Origin of the sequence: Sorangium sp. So ce204 (genome assembly GCF_051526795.1) — a bacterium.
Classification (GTDB): Bacteria; Myxococcota_A; Polyangia; order Polyangiales; family Polyangiaceae; genus Sorangium; species Sorangium cellulosum_B.
On record NZ_CP150317.1, the window covers coordinates 8,936,198 to 8,958,979 of the forward strand.

The 22,782-nt window shown below is 69.5% G+C and carries 16 protein-coding genes and 1 tRNA gene; 6 read left to right on the plus strand and 11 right to left on the minus strand.

Going from position 1 to position 22,782, the window contains the following annotated elements; genetic code table 11:
* Positions 1-3: 3 nt before the first annotated feature.
* Together hutH and WMF22_RS33330 are read left to right on the plus strand one after the other, a co-directional pair.
* Complete coding sequence (gene hutH / locus WMF22_RS33325) at positions 4-1,548, plus strand: histidine ammonia-lyase (RefSeq protein ID WP_438032401.1); 1,545 nt, start codon at positions 4-6, stop codon at positions 1,546-1,548.
* 107 nt (positions 1,549-1,655) lie between these two features.
* Entirely contained in the window at positions 1,656-2,003 is a 348-nt protein-coding gene (locus tag WMF22_RS33330) for a hypothetical protein (protein ID WP_231864341.1), read from the plus strand.
* 74 nt (positions 2,004-2,077) lie between these two features.
* On the opposite strand, the gene WMF22_RS33335 is transcribed toward WMF22_RS33330, so the two are convergent.
* From WMF22_RS33335 to WMF22_RS33345, 3 genes are all read right to left on the minus strand, one after another.
* Positions 2,078-2,278, minus strand: a complete 201-nt coding sequence (locus WMF22_RS33335) for a hypothetical protein (protein WP_044966207.1) — start codon at positions 2,276-2,278, stop codon at positions 2,078-2,080.
* Positions 2,279-2,715: 437 nt separating this feature from the next.
* Positions 2,716-2,798: transfer RNA gene (locus WMF22_RS33340), tRNA-Leu, on the minus strand.
* Positions 2,799-3,316: 518 nt separating this feature from the next.
* Positions 3,317-3,496 (minus strand): hypothetical protein, encoded by a 180-nt coding sequence (locus WMF22_RS33345; protein WP_438032402.1) that lies wholly within the window; start codon positions 3,494-3,496, stop codon positions 3,317-3,319.
* 480 nt (positions 3,497-3,976) lie between these two features.
* Here WMF22_RS33345 and WMF22_RS33350 point away from each other — a divergent pair, with 480 nt between their 5' ends.
* Positions 3,977-4,738, plus strand: a complete 762-nt coding sequence (locus tag WMF22_RS33350; RefSeq protein ID WP_438032403.1) for a hypothetical protein — start codon at positions 3,977-3,979, stop codon at positions 4,736-4,738.
* A gap of 179 nt (positions 4,739-4,917) precedes the next feature.
* Positions 4,918-7,920 carry a DUF3616 domain-containing protein gene (locus WMF22_RS33355; RefSeq protein WP_438032404.1) on the plus strand — a complete coding sequence of 1,001 codons (3,003 nt, stop codon included), beginning with the start codon at positions 4,918-4,920 and terminating at the stop codon, positions 7,918-7,920.
* Between the two features lie 359 nt (positions 7,921-8,279).
* Here WMF22_RS33355 and WMF22_RS33360 read toward each other — a convergent pair whose 3' ends face one another.
* Complete coding sequence (locus WMF22_RS33360; RefSeq protein ID WP_438032405.1) at positions 8,280-9,182, minus strand: LysR substrate-binding domain-containing protein; 903 nt, start codon at positions 9,180-9,182, stop codon at positions 8,280-8,282.
* 88 nt (positions 9,183-9,270) lie between these two features.
* On the opposite strand from WMF22_RS33360, the gene WMF22_RS33365 reads away from it, so the two are divergent.
* Complete coding sequence (locus WMF22_RS33365; protein WP_438032406.1) at positions 9,271-10,362, plus strand: peroxiredoxin-like family protein; 1,092 nt, start codon at positions 9,271-9,273, stop codon at positions 10,360-10,362.
* A gap of 12 nt (positions 10,363-10,374) precedes the next feature.
* Here the strand turns inward: WMF22_RS33365 and WMF22_RS33370 are convergent, their stop codons facing one another.
* Both WMF22_RS33370 and WMF22_RS33375 read right to left on the minus strand, forming a co-directional pair.
* The gene (locus WMF22_RS33370) at positions 10,375-11,883 is read right to left on the minus strand and encodes a hypothetical protein (protein ID WP_437294004.1); all 1,509 of its coding nucleotides are present in this window, start codon (positions 11,881-11,883) and stop codon (positions 10,375-10,377) included.
* 779 nt (positions 11,884-12,662) lie between these two features.
* A complete protein-coding gene (locus tag WMF22_RS33375; protein ID WP_438032407.1) occupies positions 12,663-13,715 on the minus strand; it encodes a hypothetical protein in 1,053 nt (350 codons plus the stop codon).
* A gap of 907 nt (positions 13,716-14,622) precedes the next feature.
* Between WMF22_RS33375 and WMF22_RS33380 the strand changes: the two genes are divergently transcribed.
* Positions 14,623-14,769: a hypothetical protein gene (locus WMF22_RS33380; RefSeq protein WP_437294005.1), complete on the plus strand. Its 147-nt coding sequence runs from the start codon at positions 14,623-14,625 to the stop codon at positions 14,767-14,769.
* A 524-nt stretch (positions 14,770-15,293) separates the two neighbouring features.
* On the opposite strand, the gene WMF22_RS33385 is transcribed toward WMF22_RS33380, so the two are convergent.
* From WMF22_RS33385 to istA, 5 genes are all read right to left on the minus strand, one after another.
* Positions 15,294-16,850, minus strand: a complete 1,557-nt coding sequence (locus WMF22_RS33385) for a hypothetical protein (protein WP_438032408.1) — start codon at positions 16,848-16,850, stop codon at positions 15,294-15,296.
* Positions 16,851-16,887: 37 nt separating this feature from the next.
* Complete coding sequence (locus tag WMF22_RS33390) at positions 16,888-18,534, minus strand: hypothetical protein (protein WP_438037306.1); 1,647 nt, start codon at positions 18,532-18,534, stop codon at positions 16,888-16,890.
* A gap of 20 nt (positions 18,535-18,554) precedes the next feature.
* Positions 18,555-19,712: a hypothetical protein gene (locus WMF22_RS33395; protein ID WP_438032409.1), complete on the minus strand. Its 1,158-nt coding sequence runs from the start codon at positions 19,710-19,712 to the stop codon at positions 18,555-18,557.
* 602 nt (positions 19,713-20,314) lie between these two features.
* Positions 20,315-21,136: an ATP-binding protein gene (locus WMF22_RS33400; RefSeq protein WP_437296943.1), complete on the minus strand. Its 822-nt coding sequence runs from the start codon at positions 21,134-21,136 to the stop codon at positions 20,315-20,317.
* Positions 21,136-22,722: an IS21 family transposase gene (istA, locus tag WMF22_RS33405; RefSeq protein ID WP_438032050.1), complete on the minus strand. Its 1,587-nt coding sequence runs from the start codon at positions 22,720-22,722 to the stop codon at positions 21,136-21,138. The genes WMF22_RS33400 and istA overlap by 1 nt, the downstream gene beginning before the upstream one ends.
* Positions 22,723-22,782 lie beyond the last annotated feature (60 nt).

The following is a 22,782-nucleotide window of genomic DNA, read 5'->3' on the forward strand; positions in this document are numbered from 1 at the left end:
CCGTTGCTCCTCGGCCGCCCGCTCTCGCTCGCGGATCTCGAGGGGATCGCGCGGCGCGGTCGTCCGGTGGCGATCTGCGCCGAGGCGCGCGAGCGGGCGGCGGCCTCGCGCCGGGCGATCGACGCGATCGCGGCGGCGGGCGACGCCGCGCCGGCGGTGTACGGGATCAACACCGGATTCGGCGCGCTCGCGGAGACGCGCATCGCGGATCACGACATCCGGGCGCTCCAGCGCAACCTCGTGCGGAGCCACGCCTGCGGGGTCGGGCCGGAGCTCGGCGAGGCCGAGGTGCGCGCCATGATCGTCCTGCGCGCGCAGGTGATCGCGCTGGGGCACTCGGGGGTGCGCACCGAGGTGCTCGATCTGCTCGCCGCCCTGCTCGAGCGCCGCGTGAGCCCGCGCATCCCGGCGCAGGGCTCGGTCGGCGCGTCGGGCGATCTGGCGCCGCTCGCGCACCTCGCGCTGACGCTCATCGGCGAGGGCGAGGCGCGCTTCGAGGGGCAGCTCCTGCCGAGCGCGGTGGCGCTCGCGAAGGCCGGCCTCGCGCCGATCGAGCTCGCGGCGAAGGAGGGGCTCGCGCTGATCAACGGGACCCAGTACATGACCGCGCTCGGCGCGCTGGCGCTGCGGGACGCGGCCGCGCTCTGCACGGTCGCGGACATCGCCGGCGCGGTGAGCCTCGAGGCGCTGATGGGCTCGAAGCGCCCGTTCGACGAGCGGCTGATGCGCGTCCGCCCGCACCCGGGCCAGGCCGGCACGGCCGGCAACCTGCGCGCGCTGCTCGCGGGCAGCGAGATCATGCAGAGCCACGCGGACTGCCCCAGGGTGCAGGACGCCTACTCGCTCCGCTGCATGCCCCAGGTCCACGGCGCGACGCGCGACGCGGTCGCCTGGGCCGCCGAGGTGCTGACCCGCGAGGTCAACAGCGTCACGGACAACCCCACGGTGTTCCTCGGGGACGGGCCGGATGGCGTCGCCGAGCTGATCTCGGGCGGCAACTTCCACGGGCAGCCGGTCGCGCTCGCCCTGGATCTCGCCGCGATGGCGGCGGCGGAGCTCGCGAACATCAGCGAGCGGCGGGTCGAGCAGCTGGTCAACCCCGCGCTCTCGACCGGGCTCACGCCGTTCCTGGCGCCGCACAGCGGGCTGCACTCGGGGTTCATGATCGCCCAGGTGGCGAGCGCCTCGCTGGTGAGCGAGAACAAGGTGCTCTGCCACCCGGCGAGCGTCGACTCGATCCCGTCGAGCGCCGGCCGCGAGGACCACGTGAGCATGGGCAGCATCAGCGCCCGGAAGCTCGCGCAGGTGATCGAGAACGTCCGGAGCTCGCTGGCGATCGAGCTCATCACGGCAGCCCAGGGCGTGGACCAGCGGCTCCCGCTCCGCCCCAGCGCGGGCGTCGCCGCCGCCCATGCCGCCATCCGCCGCGTGGTGCCCCGGCTCACCGAGGACCGCCCCCTCTACCGCGACATCGCGGCGGCCGCGGAGCTCATCCAGAGCGGGGCGCTCCTCGCCGCGGTGGAGGAGGCGGTGGGGCCGCTCAACTGATTATTTCTGTTATTAAAGTTACATCTGAGACGATTTAGAGGAAATCTTACGCGAGATAAGGGAATGCGATCGGTCCATCGCGGGGCGAGTTGCTGTACATTGGCTCAGTGCCGATTCCGGTCAGCGTCCCGCCGTTTCCCTTCGATGCCGTGCGGGATCTGCTCGGGGTTGTGCGGACGATCTACGCGGCGGCGAAGGAGGGGGGCTCGTCGCGGGAGGAGCTCGCTCGCATCGCGCAGGTGGGCAAGGAGCTGAGCCGGGCGCTGGATCTGGCGGGGTCGCCCCAGCAGGGGGCGTCGGGGCTGTCGGCGGCGTGGAAGGTGGCGGACAGGGCGATGCTCCAGGTGAACGACCTGGTGGATCCGCTCACACCGGCGGCGCCGCTGCTGATGGCGGCCCGGAGCCGGGTCACGGGGAGCCGGTTGACGCTGCGGAGCAAGCCGCAGGGGCGGTAGGTGGTGGCGGTAGGCGATGGGAGGTGGCGGTAGGCGGCCAGCCCCCTCGGCGGCCTGCTGTAGGGCCGGAATCGTCAGCTGCGACCGAAGAACCGGCGGCCGCGTGACCGCTCGGCGTCGCGCCGGATGCCCTGCATCACCACGCGGATGAGCTCGCGGTTGTAAGCGCGCTTGTCGTGGCGCTTGTGCTCGGGCAGCTTGACGCCCAGAGCGTGTGCGAGACGTTCTACGTTCTCTACCTTCGCCTCACGCAAACAATCGATGTCCAGATCCATGGAGTGGCGCTCCCATTACTCGAATCCACTCGGCTTGTCGAGCCCAGAGGACACGAGGGTGGCAGCTCACCGCTTCCCGTCGGGTTCGCGTCGGACCGTGGCAGGCTCCCCCATCAGACCGTGACGGGCATGCGGCGTTCCGGGCACGCCGGCGCCACGAGGCACGGTGCGCGCCCTGCGCGACCCGGGCCCGTTCGAGGCGGCGAGCAGCTCGGGTGAGCCGCTGGGCCCGAGGCGCCCCGGCGCTTCCCCCACGAGGCGCTCTGCGCAACCTCGGGCAACTGCGGAGGGTGTGAGGCGGAGGGTGTGAGGCGCCGGGGAGCCGGAGAGCCGGGGCGGGTCGAAGCCCAATCGCGCTGGCGGATCCTGGTCGATGGGGGTACCGCGGCTCCAGACCGCGCCATCGCCCGCCAGCTCAGTGCGCCGCACGTACGAGGTAGCCCCGCCCGGACTCGAACCGGGACGCCCGCGAGGGCCGCGGATTTTAAATCCACCGCGTCTGCCATTTCGCCACGGGGCCAAGTTGTTGATAGTACTTTGATTTTTACTTCTGGCGACCCGCGTTCTCCCTCTCCTGTGCGGTTTCCCGCGAGCTAGGGGATCGCCTTGCGAGGGAAGCTAGCTCGCCAAGGCCCAGCTCTGCAAACGTCCTGGTGGCTCGGCGGTATCTCTGGATCATCACGCTCGATCGATGGCCAGTTCTGCCGGCCACCCAGGTCTCGCTGCGGCCGTTCGCCAGGGCGACCGGGATGAACGTTGAGCGCGTGTCGTGGGCGCACACCTGCTGGCGCTCGTCCGCGTCCTCGAGGATCCAGCGGCGCTACGATCGCGTCGCGCGTGGCGTTGCCCGAGGCGCGCAGCCGAACGGCCAGGTCGGCGACGAGCTCCTTGCGCTGCTCGGTCTGCTCCTCGGTCAGCTCGGGGTCGACGGGGAAGCGCCCGCGGTCCTCGCCGCCGACGAGGACGCGGACGTAGAGCCGACCGGCGTCGTCGCGAAAGGGCGATCCCGTGAGCTTGCGGGGCATGGCGCGTCCTGTTCTACCGCGATTCGCGGTCGCGCTCACGCCTGAGGCGGCCCGCCAGCGTGGGGGTGAGCGCGAGGCCAACCTCAGGGAGCGCCGCCGTCATGCCGGCGAGAACGTGCTCGGCATCGCTCGCCACGCGTGCTGCAAGCGCAGGGGCGGCGTCGAGCTTCGTCTCGAGCCAGGCGATAAACACCGCATCTCTGCTGTACGCGCCCAGCGGTGCCTGGCCTCGGGCAGCACCTCCGGTAATCCGGTCAGCACGACGAACGCGTAAACTAGATTCGCGATCCGCTGCATCTGGCAGATCTCTGAATTCCAGAAACGAGCGGGGCGGAGGGCCACACCACGTCGACGTCGCGCAGGCGGTCGCTCGCGTGCTCGAGACACCGTCGCCCGCGCATCGTATCTACGATGTGACGGACGACGAAGCTCCCGAGCTCGCCACGCTGTTCGCGTCCGTCGGGGCGCCTCCGCCCGACGGCTCATCGGTCGATGACGATCAGAAGGCGATCCAATACGCTTGCTTGACGATTGTTTGATGTTTGATTGTTGCGAACGCTTCATTCCAGCGTCAATCGATCTCGCTACCCTGCTCGCGCTTGTGATGATTCGAAGCGCGCTTCGCGCATCACAAGACATCCACCAAAGGCGAGAGTGAATTCATATGAACAAAATGCTGAAGACGATCGCTCGTGCGTGCACCGCGCTTCCCGTGGCGGGGCTCTTCATCGCAGGTCAAGCGGCAGCCGCCCCCACGGCGGGAAAGCTCATTCTGAACGAGTGGAACGCGGTGGGCCCCGCGGTGACCTTGAGCGTCGCCGACCAGGACCCCGCCTTCGCTGCTAGCCCGGTTGGAAACGGAAAGGATTGGATCGAGCTCGTCGTGGTAGCCGACATCGACACGCTCGTCGGCGTGAAATTCGAGTGGGCGAACGGCGATCCGGACGCCGGCAGTCTGACCTTCGTCGATCCGGGGAATTCGGGCATCTGGGACGACCTCGTGGCCGGCACGATCATCACGATCCGCGCCGACAACTTCACCCCTGCGACGAGCTACGATCCTTGCAGTGGTGACTTCAACATCGAGGTCGACGCCTTCGACGCGAACTTCCTCACGATGGCCGGCGACAACTTCAAGACGGACAACGACAGCTGGAAGGGGCGTATTGTCATCCCCGGGACCCCCGAGATCGTGATTCAGGATTGGGTCGGTGAACCTTCGAGCGGCGCCACGTACACGACCAGCTCCGGCATCGGCAACGACGAGGTCGGCAAGCTAGAAGCTGATCCGGGCATCACCCCCGGTAACTGGGTGTACAACGACGGCCACTGCAGCAGCTATGGGCAACCCAACTGCTGGCACGACGAGGAAGAGAACCTCTTCACTCAGGATGCCTGGTTCGAGGCCAGGCGCGAAGAAGTCGAGTGTGATTAGCCTCTTGTCGATGCGTTGAGCCCCGTGGCCGCCAGCGCACGTGGTCCTCGCTGGCGGTCGCGCTCTTCACTCCGAGCGGCCCCGGACCTGACCGGGTCAGGGCTGTCGCGTACCGAGCAGCCAGAGCGAAGCCTGGCGCTGTGGCTGCACGATCTCACCCAAACCCTCGGAATGGACACATGATCAAACGAATCTTGGGAATCGCGGGCGTCCTCGCGCTCGTCTCCGGTTGCGGCTCCTCGGATGAACCTGATGACAAGAAGAGTAGCCTCGCCGGCATCGAAAGGACCTCTTGTACCGTCAAGGAGAGTAAAGACGGTTCCGCGCTCATCGAGTGCCCCGACGGTACTTCCGTGACCATCGACAAGGGCGCCGACGGTGACGACGGCGTCGACGGAGAGAGGGGCAAACCGGGAGCCGACGGTGAGGACGGAGCACCCGGCGATGATGGTCAGGACGGTGCCGACGGGGAGACCGGGGGGAAGGGTGACCGAGGCGAGCCCGGCGCGGACGGTCTGGACGGTGAAAAGGGCGAGCCCGGCGAGAAGGGCGAGCCCGGTAAGGACGGCGCTAGCTGTTCGGTGGAGTGCGTCGATGGCAAGACGATCCGGATCGTCTGTGAGAATGGAACCGAGCAACGTTACACCGTCGAGTCCTGCGGCGCAGGTGAGGGCACGGTGATTTCGGCCTCGATGCTGACCGCCAACGACAGCAACGGTTGTCGCGTGTTGCCGGCCGACGGGCGCCTCGTTTGCTGGGGCGAGAGCAGCAACGGCGCGCTCGGAAACGGCAATCTGGCGGACGATCAGCGAACGGGGAGCTTCGTCGACGTACGGGGTTTGCCGGGAGGTCTCGACACGAAATGGAAGAGCGTCGCCGCCGGCGAAAGCCACACGTGCGGCATCACGATCTCTGGCGACGGCTACTGCTGGGGCCGCAACGAGGGCGGTAAGCTCGGGGTCAGGCTCGGATTCGATGCTCTGGTTCAACAGCCCGTGCCGAAGGCGACCGACCGCAGCGCCCTGTCGCGGGAAGCCGGCTGGGCTCTCCTGTCGGCCGGGTCGGCCGCCACCTGCGGCATCACGACCGACGGCGTCGGATACTGCTGGGGTGACGATACGAACGGACTCCTCGGGAACGGCGCCGTCTCCGGCGCGCAGTCGAGCCCGAGTCGGATCGACCGGAGCGCGCTCAAGCCGGGCGTTGCGTGGTCCGTGATCAGCGTGGGCGGCGATCACGCCTGTGGTGTGACGACCGACGGCGCTGCGCTCTGTTGGGGCAGCGACGGTCTCGGTCAGCTCGGCAACGGGCCGGCGCTCACCGAGGCGCGGACGAGCCCCACGCGCGTCGACCTCACGGACCTCCCCCCTGAAACGAAGTGGGCGACGATCAGCGCTGGCCGCGATTACACCACCTGCGGCGTGACCACGGCGGGGCAGGCCTACTGCTGGGGATGGGACAACGTCGGGATGCTGGGCAACGGCGCGCTCGGAGACACCGATCGCCCCGGGCTCGTCGATTCTTCGGCTCTACACCAGGGCACTGCCTGGAAGCAGGTCAGCGCCGGCTCCGGGGTCACCTGCGGGTTGGCGACGGACAATGCTGCTTACTGCTGGGGTCGTGGTGGAGTCGGAGATGGCGGGAGTAACTCGACCACACACCAAGCTCCCGTTGCCGTCGACGTCACAGCGTTGCCCGCGGGGACTGCCTGGGCGGCGGTGGACGCCGGGAGCCAGAACGCCTGCGGCCTCACGACCACGGGGACGGCGTACTGCTGGGGTTCCAACAGCTCCGGTAAGCTCGGCACCGGTAGCAGCAGCGCGCTGACGAAGCCCCAGATCGCCGTAGGGACCTCGGTCGGTCTCTTGCCGAGCGCGTTCAAGCTGGCGGGCGCCCTGGGCGATCCGGCGAACCCGGTCATCGGGCTCACCTTCATTCCGAGTGCCACCTCGGCGGAGGACATCGCGGTGAGCGTCACTTCCTCGGACGAAGCCGTCATTCCAGCCGCCAGGGTGACCATTTCCGGCACTGGCATCGAACGCACCGCTGCCTTCGCGCCAGCGGGAGTCGGCAAAGCTACCGTCACCATCACCGCTCAAGACACGCTCGGAAACCAGGCTGCGATCAAAATCGCATACGCCGCCTCGGGCGCTGCCCAGGACCCCACCGGTCGCTACCACGACGGCATCTCCGATGCTTCGACGGCGATCGACGTCGGAGGCGGCTACATGCTGCTCGGCAACGACGAGACGAACGAGATTTTCCTCCACGAGCAGGACCAATCCGGCCCTGCGCTGAAGGTTTGGAACCTCAACAGCGTCCTCACCGGGAGCGAGATCGACATCGAGGCTGCCGCTCGCATCGGGGACAAGATCGTGTGGGTGACTTCGCACGGCAATTCCCGGGAGGGTGAGGTCAAGGAGCGGCGGCGCGTGATCTTCGCGACGACGATCACCGGGACCGGCGCCGACGTCGAGCTCGAGTTTGCCGGACGCTACGGCGGTGGCGCGGCGATCGAGCCCAAGCAGCAGGTGGGTCTCCGCGGGATCTGGTCGGACATCATCGCCTGGGATCGGACGAACGGCCACGGCCTCGGCGCGGACCACCTCGGCTTCTACGAAGCGACGCGCAGCGGCGTCATCCCGAACGCGCCGAGCGGCTTCAACATCGAGGGCTTCGAGTTCGCGGCGGACGGCGAGACCGGGTATCTCGGCTTCCGCGCACCGACGATCGACGTCAACGGGACCCGGCATGCGCTCATCGTTCCGGTCACGAACGTCCTCGACCTCGTCGATGGCGTCGGAGCGGTCCAGACGGGTCGTTCAAAGTTCGGTGCGCCGATCTTCCTCGACCTCGCCGGCCGCAGCATTCGTGAGCTTCGACGAAACAACGCGGCCGAGTATCTGGTCTTGGCGGGACCTCCGGACAACGCGACGGCTGGCGTGAACGACACGTTTGCGCTCTACGTCTGGGATGGTGTTCCTGGTCACGCTCCGGTGCTCAACCAGGAGCTGCCGCAGCCGAACCTCCTCACCGGCGGCGTCTGGGAAGGCATCCTGACCACGCCGAACCCGCTCGCCTCAGGGGCGCTGGTTCGCGTCGTCGCCGATAGCGGAGACACCGTGTACAACGGCACGACCACTACCGCGAAGTCCTACAGTCAGCTCATCACGCTGCAATAAGAGGAGCCGCGAGGAACGCTGCCGGGAGCCTGCGCTCTCGGCAGCTCGTCCGCGTCGTGCTCGCTGCCGCTCGCTGTCGGCGTCGAGCGCATTCGTGCGCTTCGCTGCCGGGCCATCGTCCTGGAGCACGGGTAACGCGCGGGCGGCGCCGTCCCTGACTGGAGCGCGCGGCAGATGGCCAAGGATCCGCAGGCCGCTGAAACACTCAACGAAGGAGGGGGAGCCAGGAGCGCATGCCCCAGCGTAGCAAGCGGAGCGTTCCTCTCCGAATGCAGCGTTCGTTGCTACCCAGACGACCCAGGTCGCCGAACCGCGCTCACCGCTCACCTGGTCGCCGGATCATCGCGTGGAGCGCCGCTTCACCGCTTCGCCGCGCCGTCGACCGCGAGGGCGCGCCGGAGGTGCTCGGTGAAGGCGCGCACCTTCGGCAGGACGTGGCGGGTCGGGAGCGATACGACCGAGATCGCGACCGCATCACACGCGGTGTCCGGGAGCACCTCGACGAGCTCCCGCGCCTTGCCCGCGCGCGCCAGCATGAAGTCGCACAGCCACGCGAGGCCGGCGCCCTCGATCGCCAGCTCGATCAGCGCCTCGCCGTCGTCGACGACGATGCGCCGCGTGGGCGCGATCTCGCGCACCTTCGCGCCGTCGCGGAGGCGCCACGGGATGAGCCGGCCGTGCAGCGCGTACCCGAGGCGCACGTGGCGCTCGAGGTCGTCGACCGCGCGAGGCCGGCCGTGCTCGCGCAGGTAGCCGGGCGCGCCGCAGACGAGCATCCGAGAGCGGCCGACCGGGCGTGCGATCAGCCCCGAGTCCGGCAGCGCGCCCAGCCGGACCGCGACGTCGATCCGCTCCGACGCGAGATCGGCCGGGTCGTCGCGCAGCACGAGCTCGACGTCGACGTCGGGGTAGCGCTCGGCGAAGCGCGCGAGCACCGGCACGATCACGTGACGGCCGATCACCGTCGGCGCCTCCACGCGGAGGAGCCCGGCCGGTCGATCGCGCAGACCCGAGGTGGCGCGCTGCGCGTCGTCGAGCTCGCGCAGCGCGGCGCGGGCGCGCTCGAAGAACGCGCGCCCTTCGTCGGAGAGCGTCACCGCGCGCGTCGTGCGGTGGAAGAGCCGCACGCCGACCTCGCCCTCGAGCTGCGTGATGCGGCGGCTGACCGCGGACGGCGTGACGCGCAGCCGGCGCGCGGCGAGCGTGAAGCTCCCGAGCTCCGCGGCCTCGACGAACGCTTCGATCGCTGCGAGCCGGTCCATGTCGCACCTCGATTGATGCGTATCATGCACGAAAGTTGTTCGCCTTCGGCGATGGTTTGCGCCGCGCGCACGAGCCACGGTGCCCTGCATGAGCACCGTGAACGTCGGCGCCACCTCTCCCAGCCCGCGCGCCAGGGCGGTCATCCTCGGAGCGATCGCGACGCTCGCCGCGACCGCGATCCACCACGTCTACGGCGGCGTTCGGTACGCGACGCCGTGGCGCCTCCACGGCGCCGCCGTCGCGCTCGCGCTCGGCGTCCCCATCGCGCTGGCGTACGCGGGGTACCGGCGGAGCCCGGGCACGCGCGCCGGCCGCATCTCCGGGGGCGCGCTCGCGGCGCTCGCCCTCGCGTTCCCGGTGACCTCGACCGGGCTCTTCGAGGGCGCATACAACCACGTCGCGAAGAACGTCCTCTTCTTCGCGGGCGCGCCTCGCGACCTGCTCCTCCGGATGTTCCCGCCGCCCACGTACGAGCTCCCGAGCGATGCCTTCTTCGAGATCACCGGCGTCGGGCAGATCGTCCCCGCGGCGATCACCGCGATCGCGGCCCTCGGCCTGATCGGCGACCTGCGCCGCCGTGTCACGAGGCTCGCGCCCGGGGCCGTGCTCGGCGCGCGCGAGCTCGTGGGCGTCCACGGCGAGCGGATCCGCCTCCCCGATCCCACGCGGATCGTGCACCTCCAGCTCCGTCGCTTCGCGGGCTGCCCGGTGTGCAACCTCCACCTCCGCTCGATCACCGTCCGTCACGACGAGATCGCGGCGGCCGGGATCCGCGAGATGGTCGTGTTCCACTCGAGCGCCGACGAGCTCCGGCTCCACGCCGACGGGCTCCCCTTCGCGGTGGTGCCCGATCCCGAGAAGCGGCTGTATGCGGAGCTCGGCGCCGAGCCGTCACTCCTCTCGGTGTTCGATCCGCGCGTGTGGCCCACCATCGTCCGCTCGGTGGCGCGGAGCGCGATCGCGATCCTGCGCGGACGCGAGCGGCCGCCCGCGCTGATCCCGACCGGCGGTCGATTCGGGCTCCCGGCCGACTTCCTCGTCGCGCCCGACGGCCGCGTGCTCGCGAGCAAGTACGGCGAGCACGCGGGCGATCAGTGGTCGGTCGACGAGGTCCTCGCGCTGACGCGTGCGCCTGCGGCGCCGAGCGTGCGCGCGGCCGCCGAGGTGTGCGCGCGGTGAACGTGACCGCGGCTATTCGGCTTCGGCGAAGCGAAGCGTCTCGTGGGCCTCGCCGCTCGGTCCCCTCACCAGCGTGCCGTCGACGTCCCAGCTGATACCGCCCTTGCCCGGCGTCCCGTGCTCGACCGTGAGCCCCTCCAGCGTGAGCCGATCCTCGTCGAGGTAGGCGATGCCGATCGAGTCGCCGCCGCGTCCGGGGCCGCCGTAGCCGCCGGGGCCCCCGTCGCCCCCGTTGCCCCCGGCGCAGGCTCGGGTGCCGTCGCCCAGGGCGCCTCCCGGCCCGCCTCGGCCGCCTCGGCCGCCTTTCTCGGGGGCGCCACCGTTGCCGCCCGGACCGGCTTCGCCTGTCCAGATCGAGGTATCGCGCACGGTCAGCTTGGCGTGAAGCGCGATGATGCCGATCGTCGGATGTCCGTTCTCGCCCCCTCGGCCGCCTCGGCCCGCGCAGCCGCCGGCGCCCCCGGAGCCGCCGCTGGCGCCTCCCTTGGACGCCGCATCGCAGACGGCGAGCCCGCCCCGACGACCGCCTCCCCCGCCGCCGCCCTGGCCTGGCGTGCCATCACCTCCGTAGCTGGCTCTGTCGCCTTCCCACCCTCTCGGGGTGATGTCCCCGATGCCCCCATCGACGGTGCCCAGCGCACCGGGCTCGCCATCGAGCCCGGCTCGACCCGCTTCGCAAGGGGCGTCCGTTTCCTCCCCCGCGCCTCCCCGTCCGTCCGTCGAGGTGGCCGCCACGCGCGGCTCCCCGTGCTCGCCGTCGCCAGCGGCGTCGGGCAGCCCATCCCCTCCTTTGCCACCGATGCTCGGGACGCTGCTCGGGATGACTTCGAAGCACGGGTTCTCCACCGCTGCGCCGCCAGGAACGGTGGCCGCCGAGCACGCGTCTCCCCCCTCCTGCCCATCGTGTCCGTGTCTTCCCCGGTTCGGCGAGGGCCACGGGTAGCCATCTTCGCCCGCCTTCCCGGCTCCGGTGTGAATCTGGCCCCGGATCAGCTCCGCCGCCGTCTTGGAGTGGACGAGCATCGCGGTCGAGCCCTCCGCCCAGAGCTGCACGTCCATGATCATCGATACCCCGTCCGCGGCTCCCGTCTCTCCGGGGGCCGGCGGCATGATGGTCAAGGAGCGGGAGCTCGAGTTCAGCGATGTAATCCGCGTGGGATCGCCGTTCTCACGCTCCCACGTCGTGCAGTTGAATCCCCCGACGAGGTCCACGCCGGACGGCAGCGAGATGGGAGCACGGAACGCCTGGTTGCACGCGAAGACGCGTCCTCGCCCGGTACTCGCGAGCTCGATGCCGCGGTCCAGGCTCTGCACCGGCCTGGACCTCGTGCCGGGGTTCTCGTCATCCGCCCCCAGGGTGTAGCCAGCGACGAACACCCCGCAGCCAACTTCCGGAATACCGGCGGCGAGGCGCTCGAGACAGGAGGACTCCGACGGCTCGCCCGCTGGCGGTGCGGCGCTGCAGCCGGCCGCGACGAGCAACAGCGCAGAGGACAGGTACGTAAGGTTCGGGCTTCGCATGGTTCTCCGTCGATGTTACGCCGCGGGCACAGGACCGTTCAACGGGGAGCGGCCGCGGGCCACGTGATCGAGCTCGGCCACGTCGCTGCCCTCCGCTTGACCAGGAAAAGAGATCTCGTCCCCCCGCGCCGGCTCTGCTCGCAGGGCTCACGCGGGGGCGGACGTCATTCCTTCTCCGCCGCGCCGTGCGCCAGCACCGTCTCTCCACCGTTCTTGTCAAGCTCGATGAGCCGGCAGGGCGTCGCCTTCCGGATCCGCTCTGCCAGTTGGTCTTGCCGACGCCGTTCGGTCCGACGATGACGTTGACCTGCGCGAGGGGGAGGGTCAGCTCGCGGATCGAGCGGTATCCCGCGACGTGGAGCTCCTGGACCGTCATCCCGCCGAGGATAGCCCAGACGGGTTCGTTGCGGCATCGACGGGCTCCTTCCCCGTGCGTAACACGGCGGGCTGGCCGTCAGGTTCCGGGAGATGCAGAGCGGCGTGCCACCCTCGGCGCCCGCTCGCGCCTGCCTGTTCACGTCGCCGCGCGACGGGCTGCGCTCGCACGCGACGTCAGGCGACGTCAGTTTCCCTCGCCGGCGAGCTCGCCGCCATCGTCGATGTCCAGCTGGCCGGGGGTGCGAAGTGGGTCGCGGAGGTCGAGGGGACACGTCGGGTTCTGGTGACTGGCCGTTCGCCGACCGTTTTGGTTGACGAACAGCCAGGGGGAGAAGCGTTCCAGCAGCAACGGACGCACTGGCGAAGGACTTCGCGTCGTCACAGGCGCTATCCGATACGCCCTATTCCAGCCTGTCGCCCGATGATGCGGTGTCAAATCGGCTCAGGTAAGGTGTGCCTCGTGCATCGAATCGGCATACCCATACGTGGTCGAGATCATACGCGGTAGCACCGCCAATAGATACAGGTGGGGCCGCTTGCACACTCGGCAGCGCGTCGAGGAGCTCCTCGCTCCCCGCACGCCATCGAAAGAACCATCTCGTCATCTCGGAAGGTCTCGGGTGATGCGCGTCCCGACGTTCGATGATGCGGCCTCGCGAATGGCGATACCACTCATTGAGCCGCTTGGCTATGTACAGATCTCCCGTGTGTGGAAACCATGCGGCGAGCTCAGATCCAGCGTTGAGTGCGTTGGCATACACTTTAACTGGCGAGAGCCACTCTTGCGATAGCTGTCGCAGGAGGAGCTCGTCAAAGAGCGACGGTAATAGCCCATTGCCTGCCCGTCGGGGAAAGAGTCCAGCATGATAACGCCCAAGGTTGGCCAGCTGCGGGTGGAACATGCTCCCAGATGCACAGAACCTAGAAAAGGCAACGGGCGAGCGGCGGCACCACAATTTCCAGAGCGTAGCCGCGAGAGCTGTCTCGAGCTTCGACCATTGGACCACGGGCGGCTTGCGTAGCAGAGCATCCGCGACATAGATGGATATAGCCATGCCTGGGCCGGGCCCTTGCGGAAATGTTCCGGCGGTCTCTGGGCTGAGATCAACGACGAACACCGTACGCCCGCGCTCGACGACGGAGGCACAGATCCGACAGAGGCTCATCAGGCCGCCTGGTGTCGGCGGAAGCGCCACGCAGATCGGCGGCCCATCAGAACGCGCAAGCTCTTCATTGAGATCGGTAGACGGCTCTCCACCCAAGTATCTAACGCGCGCAGCACGATGACGTTTCGGATCGATTCTTGATGGCCCCAGCAGGAGCTCGTCATCGTCGACCACGACGGGGGATGCCACCTTGGCTAGAGCCGCTCCGGCAACCCTGCCCATGGCAACGTAGACTGCGCCCTGCATCGGATCATTCATCATCTGAATCCGCATGATCTGCACTTGCACGCTGGTGGGTATGGTGTGCCCGACTGGCAGGCTTCAAGACAACTCCTGCACGATGTATGGCGCCATTTGTCGCAGCCTGGATATCCCGTGATGCACTTGCCGCCGATCTCTTGGCAATCAACGAACATGTCTGTACATGTCTTGTCGGGCGTGCACCCTGCCATCTCTTCAGTGGCGCCGCTCCCCACGTCGTCACCGTTCCCGAACCGGTCCCCCGCAGCTGCTGACCCCGGTGGGTATGGTTCTCCGGCCCCTGTGCCTTCTGTCCCCCTGAGATAGCACTCGCCCACGTCGTAGTTGCACGCCCACACCGTGAGACCGAGAGGAATTAGAACAGGGATCGCCTTCAATTTTAGCCTGTGGCGCATGTTCATCCTCCAGGTTTTTTCAGATGCGTGTGCGGAGGGGCGGCGTCAACTGTGATTCAGGGCATGGATTGCGTCCCTGCGGCTACGGCTTGTCAATCCTCGCCCCGATGCGAAGCCGAGCTCGAGCTGAGCGCAGCGGGTTGCACATCGTCGCGGCCGAGCTCGGTGCGGACCATCGGAGGTCGAGGCGCACGTCGGCACGGCCTTGAGCAGTGAGCCTGGTCGGCGCGTTGTGACGCCCGGGACGGGAGTTCTCGAGCGTGAGCGCGGCGCAGCCCCCACGGCGGGGCGCGGAGGTCGAATCGGACGCCAGCGACGGCTGGCGACGAGGAGGGCGGGCGCGAGCGCTATATGGCCCTTCGCCGCGGCGGCGCGGCCGTGGAGATCGAGGCGCACGTCGGCTAGCTCGGCGCCCGTCGTCTGCGCGGTGTACATGCCGCCGGAGCAGATAGCGGGGCCGCGGCGTCAAGGAACACCACGGCGAGGTCCGCACCTTCCGACGGACGGGAGGCGGCGGTTGATGAGAGGATGGGTGCCTGATGAAAAGAGCGTGTTCTCCCGGGTGCGGCGCGGTGGCCGTCTCCTTCAGCTCGGATCCCCGGGATTGGGTGTGGGTCGCCGTGGCCCTGCTCGTGCTCGTCGGCATGGGCGCCGCGCTCGTCCTCGGCCTCCGGCGCCGTCGCTGACGCGGTAGGCCGCCTGCACCCGTAGGGGGGCGTTGCTCACTTGGGGCGGCGCCAGGCGGGGGAGCAGCCGCGGGTCGAGCTGGACGCCGGCGAGTCGGGGCCCTCGCGATTCACCTGGTCGAGGTCGGGGCCCTCGCCGGCGAGTTCCGCGAGCGAGATCTCGGCGCCGCGGCCTGGAGTCGTGCTCCTGGAGCTCCGCGCGGCTTGTATCACGCCCGCGGGCGCCGTCGTAGAGCTCCAGGCGCGCCACCGTCGGCGCCCTCGCACCCCTGCCATGTTCACGTCGCCATGCGAAGGGCTTTGCTCGCGCGCGACGTCGCGCAACTCGGGGTGTGCATCCGCAAAGGCAGCGCTCACTCCTTCCGGTCGGCAGTGCCGTCGCCGCGGTCGGCTGGAGCGCGCCGATGACAGGCATCGCTGAATCGGTTGCCAGCGGCGGCAGTTACCGCGGTCACGCTATGGCGGATCGCCCGAGGGGTGTGCGGCTCACATCGTTTACGGGGTTCACGCGATGTCTCGTGATCCTATTCAGGGAAACGCAACGTCTCGACGGCGACACCGTCCTCCCCCGTGATCATATCGCCGGTCCATTCCCAGCTCGTGCCGCCTGGGCCCGGCAGCCCGATCTCGAAGGTGACCCCCTCCAGCGTGAGCTGGTCCTCGTCGAGGTAGGCGATGCCGATCGAGTCCCCACCGCGCCCGGGGCCGCCGTAGCCGCCAGGGCCTCCGAGACCGCCGCTGCCCCCCTGACAGGACCACATGCCGTCCCCCAAGGCGCCTCCTGGAGCACCTCGGCCGGCTTTGCCGCCTTCCTCCGGCTCCCCGCCGTCGCCGCCTTGGCCCCCGTCGCGGGTGGTGATGATGCTGTCGCGCACCGTCACCTTCGCGTGGAGCGCCAGGATGCCGATGCTCGGCTGGGCGTTCCCGCCTGCTCGGCCGCCCCGCCCCCCGCAACCGCCCGCGCCTCCGGAGCCGCCGCCGGCGCCGCCCTGGGTGGCCACGCCGCACACCGCGAGCCCACCGCGACGCCCGCCGCCCCCGCCACCGCCTTGACCCGGCATCCCCCGGGCGCCGTCGCCGGCCCAGTCGCCGTGCCATCCGGTCTCATCGATCCGCCCGCGCCCCTTTCCCGCTGCGCCGGCGGCGCCCCACATGCCGCTTTTCCCGGTGGTGCCGCTGTTGCAGCCACCGTCTGACCGGTCGCCACGTCCTCCAAGCCCCTGGTGCTGTGGGTTCGGCTCGGGTACGGGCTCGCCGTCCTCCCCATCTCCGGCGCCGTCGGCGAGGCCGTCGCCCCCCTTGCCACCGACGCTCGGGATCCCTCCCTCGCAGGAGTTCACCGCCCGAGCCCCACCCGGGACCGTCGCTGCGGAGCACGCGTCTCCCCCATACTGCCCGTCCGGCCCCGACGCTGCCCGGCCCGGCCAGTTCTCCCCATCGTGGCCCCCCCTTCCGTAATCGCTTTCGATCCAGCTTCCGACGATCTCCACCGCGGCGCCCGACCGAACGATCATCCCGATATGCATTTGGCTGCCGATGAACATGTGATCGATGACCGAGACCCCGTCCGCTGCCCCCGTGTCGCCGTCGCGGGCCGGCTCGACGATCAGCGCGATCTGCCCGACCGAGGGGGGAATGAGCTTGCTCATGCTCTGCGACAGGGTTTGAATCTCCTTCACGCGTTCCCATTCGAACGTGTCGAAGCCTCCGTAGATATCCACCCCGGAGGGCAGCGTGACGGACTCGTCGAAGCCATCGTTGTTGGCGAACACGCGACCGCGTTCGGTGCGCGCAAGCTCGATGCCGCGCTGGATGGAACGAACCGGCCTGTCCTTCGTGCCGGGGTTCGCGTCGTCGCCGCCGAAGAACGGATTGTGGACGAACACGCCGCAGCCATCGACCGCCTTGCCGTTCGCAAGGTGCTCCAGGCAGACGGACTCGGGGATCGGATCGCCTCCACACGTCGAGAGGCCGTCGCACGGCGGCGCACCGTTCGGGTCGTCTACCCCCGGTGCGGTCCCGCAGCCGACGGAGGCGAGCGGCAGCGCAACGACGAGGAGGATCGCGGAATTCAGGTTCATGAGCATCCCTCACTGGTCTCGTGTCGCGCGGCGCGATTCAATGGATCAGCTCGCCTGCCGCGGGAAAGGCGACCAGTTGACCTTGTGGGCCGCGTTCCCCTTTGCCCACCTCGTCCTCCGGACCGGCGTTCCCTGCGAGACCACCGGCACCGGGCGCCCCGGGAACAATGGTGGTCCCGGGTCGAATGGCGAGGTTGGGCACCACGTAGGCGATGCCGACGGATGCGCCGCCCAGCCCGCCGCCGGCATCGCCGCCGCGACCGCCGTTGCCTCCTCCGCCACCGGGGCAGGCTGCCCACGTCTGACCGGTGTTCGTCGCGAAACCTTTCCCCCCGTCACCGCCGGGGCGCCCCGCACCGCCCGGCTGGCCCGTTCCGCCGACCCCGCCCTGGCCGCCCTTGCCAGTGAGCACGTCGGTGTTGGCGACGGTCAGGTCCGTGCCCTCCAGCGCGACGATCCCGATGCTCGCGCCGCCATAGCCGCCGCCATAGCCTCCCCGACCGCCACAGCCGCCGCTCCCGCCAGCGCCGCCGGCGGCGCCCCCCTGGGGCAGGCCTGCCGGACACGCGACCATGTCCCCACGCGACTTGCTGCCGCCACCGCCACCGCCGCCCTGGCCGACGCCGCCCTTCTTCCCGTCCTTGCCCGGGACACCGATCCATCCATCGTCGCTGAGGAAGCCTGGACCGAAGGCGCCATCCGCGCGACCGGCGTCGGCGCCGTCTGCGCCGTCGCCCCCTTCGCTGCATCTCGTGACATCTGCGCCGAGCCCTGCATGGCCGTCGCGCTCGGAATCCTCCGCGGGCGCCGGCTCTCCCGGCGCGCCATCGCCGCCGACGTCGAGTCCGCCGTCACCGCCGTAGCCACCCGTCGACTCGATGCCGTCGCCGCACACGGTGACCACCGCAAGGGCGCCCGTCGGGGAGTCCGTGGTGCAGGCGGACACCCCGTCGTTTCCCTCAAGGCCGTATGGCGCCCGCTCGGCGTCCGCGTCCTCTCCCGGCTCCCCGTCCTTGCCGTCGCCCGCGACGATCACGCTGTCCTGCACGATCGCCGTGGCCCCCGTGCTCAAGATCACCGCGATCGACGACTTGCCATCCGGCGCGGAGGCGTCCGCCGCCACGACGCGCACGCCAGCGATCACCGACGTCGTATCGTCCCCCGCGAGCGCCGTACCCTCCGCCCCGAGGACCCGCAGCGGGATCCCCCCCGGCGGAGCGATGATCGTCGGGTGCTCGGGCCCCCCGAATGATCCCTCGTACGACCAATACCCGCCGTCACACAGGCGCCCGCCCCAGAGGTCGACCCCCGAAGGCAGCGTGATCTTCTCCTCGAACTCCCCGCCGCACGCGTACACGCGCCGGGTCGGCGCCTCGCCGTGGCCTCGACCGTGCGCGGCGAGCCCGATCGCGTGTTGCAAGGTCTTCACCGGCGCGTCCTTCGTGCCAGGGTGCCTGTCGTCACCCGACAGCGGGCTGACGAACACCCCGCATTCATCCAGCGCCGGCGCCGTGCTGGGCTCTCCCTCGCACGGACCGGGCGGAGGCACCGGATCGGGTTCGCACGCCTCCACCTCCCAGCAAGGGTCGGAGTACGGACACCCTGCCAGCGTGCTCGCGCCGCACACGCAGATCGCGAGCGCGACGGCAACCCGCGCCACGCGCCGGCCTTCCTTCGAGCGCATCGTCTCGGCCCCCGATGTCCTCACCACGGCCCCTCGATCATCACGCCGATCTCTCGCCCGCTCGCCACGGGCGAGGCATGGATCCGATCCTGAGCCGGCGTGGGCCCCAGGAAGGAGAAGTCCGTGAAGAAGGACGCGGCGGTCGCTGCCCCGATCACACCGCCGGCGATGAGCAGGGCCGTGCCCATGCCCGCGGACAGGTTGCGCTCGTCTCGAAGGCGGAGCAGGTCAGCGCACGCCGGGCGGTCCGCCGCTTGCCAGCACCTGGACCCGCTCGCCGCCGTACCGCCGTTGAGCCCGTCGCGCCGTTCGCTCAGATCGCCGTCGAGATTCGTGGCCCGGATCATGAGCAGGCTGCCCGCGGACAGGGAGGCCGTCGTGACGGCGATCCCCGCGATGCGCAGTGTCGTCGGCCACGACGCTGGCTGCCCGGGAGCTTGCGGGCGCGCAGGGGGCGATGCGCTCACGGCCTTGGGCACCGCGGGCGCGTCGTCCTTGGCGCTGCTCTCGGCCGCGCGTGGCAACTGGATCGTCATGGTCGGCTCGGTCGCTGGCTGCGCGTCCAGCGTCTGGGAGCCTTCCTCGCGGCCCGGTGCTCGGGCCCGCACCATGTGCTTGCCAGGCTCGAAGAACAGTCTGTAGGTCCGCCTGGGTCGGCCGATGGGCTTGCCGTCGATGAGCACCTCGGCATCCGGCGGATCCACCGACAGATAGAGCGTCGCGACGAACCGAACGGCCTTGGCCAGCCCGTCCGCGAATCCTTTTTGCTGCTCAGGAGAGAGCGCCTTGCGCCGCTCGAGGCTCCAAGCCAGGTGCTCCGCTGCGTCACGAAATTTGCGTAACTTGAGCTCGCAGAGGCCCAGCTCTCCAGCGACCTCAGCGGCTTCTCGCTCTGTAACAGATGTCGAGTCGATCGCCTCGAAGGCCGCCTTGTACGCGGCGTGTGCCTCGGTCCACTTTCCCGATGCCCGAGCTCGTCGGGCGCGGCGAAGATGGTCCTTTACGATCGAATCGCCGCCTCGTGCGGGGGCCGAATTCCGGTCCTCCGCATGGACCGGATGCGCAGTGCCGACAACGACGCCAAGCATCAAGGATATCCAGAGCGTTTGCGCGACAAAACGCATGCCCGGACGGTACTCACGCCAGCCGTGACGCGTCAACAGCGCGGGAAATGGCATGGCCTGAACGTTCCGATGAGAAAATCCCGCCCGTTCGGGGAATGCGACCATCGCTGCCTGTGCTGTCGCAGGCCTCGCGCCTACATGTCACACTCTATCCGACTGACGCTGGAGCCGACCTGCATTTTCTTGAAGCCCTCCGGACGGCTCAGGTGTTTTACCGGTCATGGGCGAGCCAGGCAGCACCCCTCCCGGCTTCGAGTTCTTCCGGCGCCTCGCGCGGCGTCTCGGTGTCCCTGCGCGACACGCGGAGGACCTCGCTGCCACGTCGCAGGATCATGGGGCCACCCCGTCGCAGGGTCATGGGGCCAGGGGGGAGACGCCGTGATCGGTCTCGACCATGCCCGAGACCGCGAAGCGTGTCGAGGTCCCCGGAGCCGGGCGCGCAGCGACCGGCGACGTCTCTCTTTTCGCAGGGTCATGGGGCCACCCAGGCCCCCGGCAGATCCCGGCAGGGTCCGCGACGCTCAGGAGCAGGCAGGTTCACCCCGCCCCCAGCGACACCCGCGCTCCCGTCGACGAGGGTGGGCGAGGCACGCCGATCGGAGCGAGGGGTCAGAGGCGCGGCCCCGGGCTCGACGTCCTCGCCGAGGCCGCAGCGGTCATCGCCGCCTGCCGCGTGGGTGGGTTGGCGGCTTGCTGCGCGCGGGCACCGGCGCGGCCGTGGTGCTCTCGTCGAGCTTCGGCTTGAGCCGCGGTCTGTACGACTCGCCGTCGATGATGAAGTCGAACGCCGCGTTCTTGAACCGATCGACGGCGCTCTGCGCGAGCAGTACGTCGTCGAACATCGCGAGCCACTCGGCCGTGTCGCGATTGCTCGTGACGATCATCGAAGCGTTGCCTGTACGTTCGAGGAAGAGCTGGTACACGTCGCGGCTCTCTTCCTTGTTCATCGCCTCGAGCGCGAAGTCGTCGAGGATGAGCAGGTCGACGGTCGTGAGCGCGACCATCTCGGCGTCGCGTGAGTTGTCGAGTCTGCTCTGGCGCAGCCTGCGCAGCATCGCGTCCGCGCGCAAGAAGCGTACGCTGTAGCCGTGCTGGCACGCGAGGTGTCCGAGCGCGTTCGCGAGGTAGGTCTTGCCCACGCCGACAGAGCCGAGGATGACGATGTGCTTGTGCTCTTCGAGGAAGCGTAGGCTCGTGAACCCGCCGAGCAGACGCTTGTCGAAGCTGACCTTCGCGGTCTTGTCCCAGAGCTCCAGGCGCATGGCCGGGTCGAGCCCGGCGTCGCGTACGCGGCTCTCCGTCGCGCTGGCCTCGCGACGCGCGATCTCGTCGGTGAGCAGCATGAGCAACAGCTCCTCGTGTCCCATCGACTGCTTCTCGGCGACCAGGAGACGCTCGCGCAGCGTCGCCGCGATCCGGCCGAGACGAAGGCGCTTGAGCGCCGTGATGAGCGCAGGGTCGACTTCGCTCGCGCTCATCACGAGTCCTCCTTGGTCGCGGCAGCCGCCGGCATGCGCGTCGCGAAGTGCTCCGTGCTGCGCGCGAACCGCGGCGTGGGCAGCGCAACGACCGTGCGCTGACCCGTGGACGGTGACGCCGGCGTCTTCGCCGTCTCGAGCATGCGCGCCACGCGCTGCACGTCGACGACATCAAACGCGAGCGCGCTCTGGCAGATCGCCTCGACACGCCCGTTACCGAACTTCTTGCACAGACGCAGCAGCGCGTAGACCAGCCGCATGCGCGTCCAGGGCAATGGCACCGCGAGCAGTCGCTCAGCGTAGACGCCGACGTGCACTCCGCACTTCTTCGCGCTCGCGATGAGCGAGGCGACGTCGCGCACCGCCGCGACGTCCTTGCCCATGGGGTAGTCGCTCGGATCGGTGGAACGCTTGCCCGGCGCGACGCGCGCGTGCACTTTCACGAGCTCCGTGCCGGCGTAGATCCTCACCGACGCGCTGTCGGCGCGGACGCGCACCGTGCTGCCGACGTGGCGGGTGGGCACGCTGTAGAGCGACCGGAGCACCTGCACGTGATGATCGGGGTGGACCTTCGCGTCGGTCCAGTGCGGCACGTCGAACGGCGCTGCCGGCGCCGGCTTCATGGCGCTCCTCTCGCGCGCCTCGAACACCTCGCGCGGTACCTCGCGCGTCGTGCCGTGGACGCGCGCGCCGGCGACGTCGCGGCACCACCGCTCAGCCGACGCGCGCGCGTCGTCGAGGCTCGTGAACGATTCGCCGTCGAACCAGCTCTCCCGCACGTAGGCGACCTGATTCTCGACACGTGCCTTGTCTCTCGGCGACCTGACACGCGCGGCATCCACGAACAGCCCGCGCGTCTGAGCGTAGTCGAGGAAGGCCGGCGCGAGCACGGGGGCGACCTCGTCGGCGCGCAGCACGATGGCTTTCATGTTGTCCGGAATGATCACGCGCGCCATCGCATCGAAGAAGCGCCACGCCGCATCCAGGCCCGCGCACACCGCCACGGTGGTCTGCTCGAACGACGGCCACACGAACTGGTAGCGGCTGTACGCGAGCGTCACCACGAGCACCCACAGGTTGCGAACTCGCTGCGTCGCAGGATCGAACAGCCTGCCCATGAGGCCGAAGTCGACCTGCGCGACCTCGCCGGGCTCGGTATCCGCGACACGAACCGTCGGCGTCTTCTTGCGCCACGCGAGCTCCTCCTTGGCGAAGCGCCAGAGCGTGTCGTAGCTCGCCGTGACGCCGTGGTCGCGCTGGAGCAGCGTGTGGATTTTCCGCAGCTTCAGCGGGCGAGATTGAGCGAGCCAGGCCTCGATACGCACGCGATGCGCGTCGATCTGCTTCCTCTCGTCGCTCGCGTCGGGCACCGGGCGCGCCTGCACGCGTTGGGCGATCGCATGGACCTCCTCGTCCGTCGGCTCGCGGTCGAGCGGCAGTGGCAGCGTCGCCGCGGCCTCGAAGTACCTGCCGACCGTCTTGCGATCGAACCCCGTCTCGCGCGCCACCTGACGCGCGCTCTGCCCCGCCGCACGACGGCGGAGCATTTCCTTGATGTCAACCATGATCAGCTCTCGGTAGGGCATCGGGCTCCTTCCGACGGCGACCCGCGCCGTCGTCGGAAGGAGCCCGTCTCAGATCCCGAC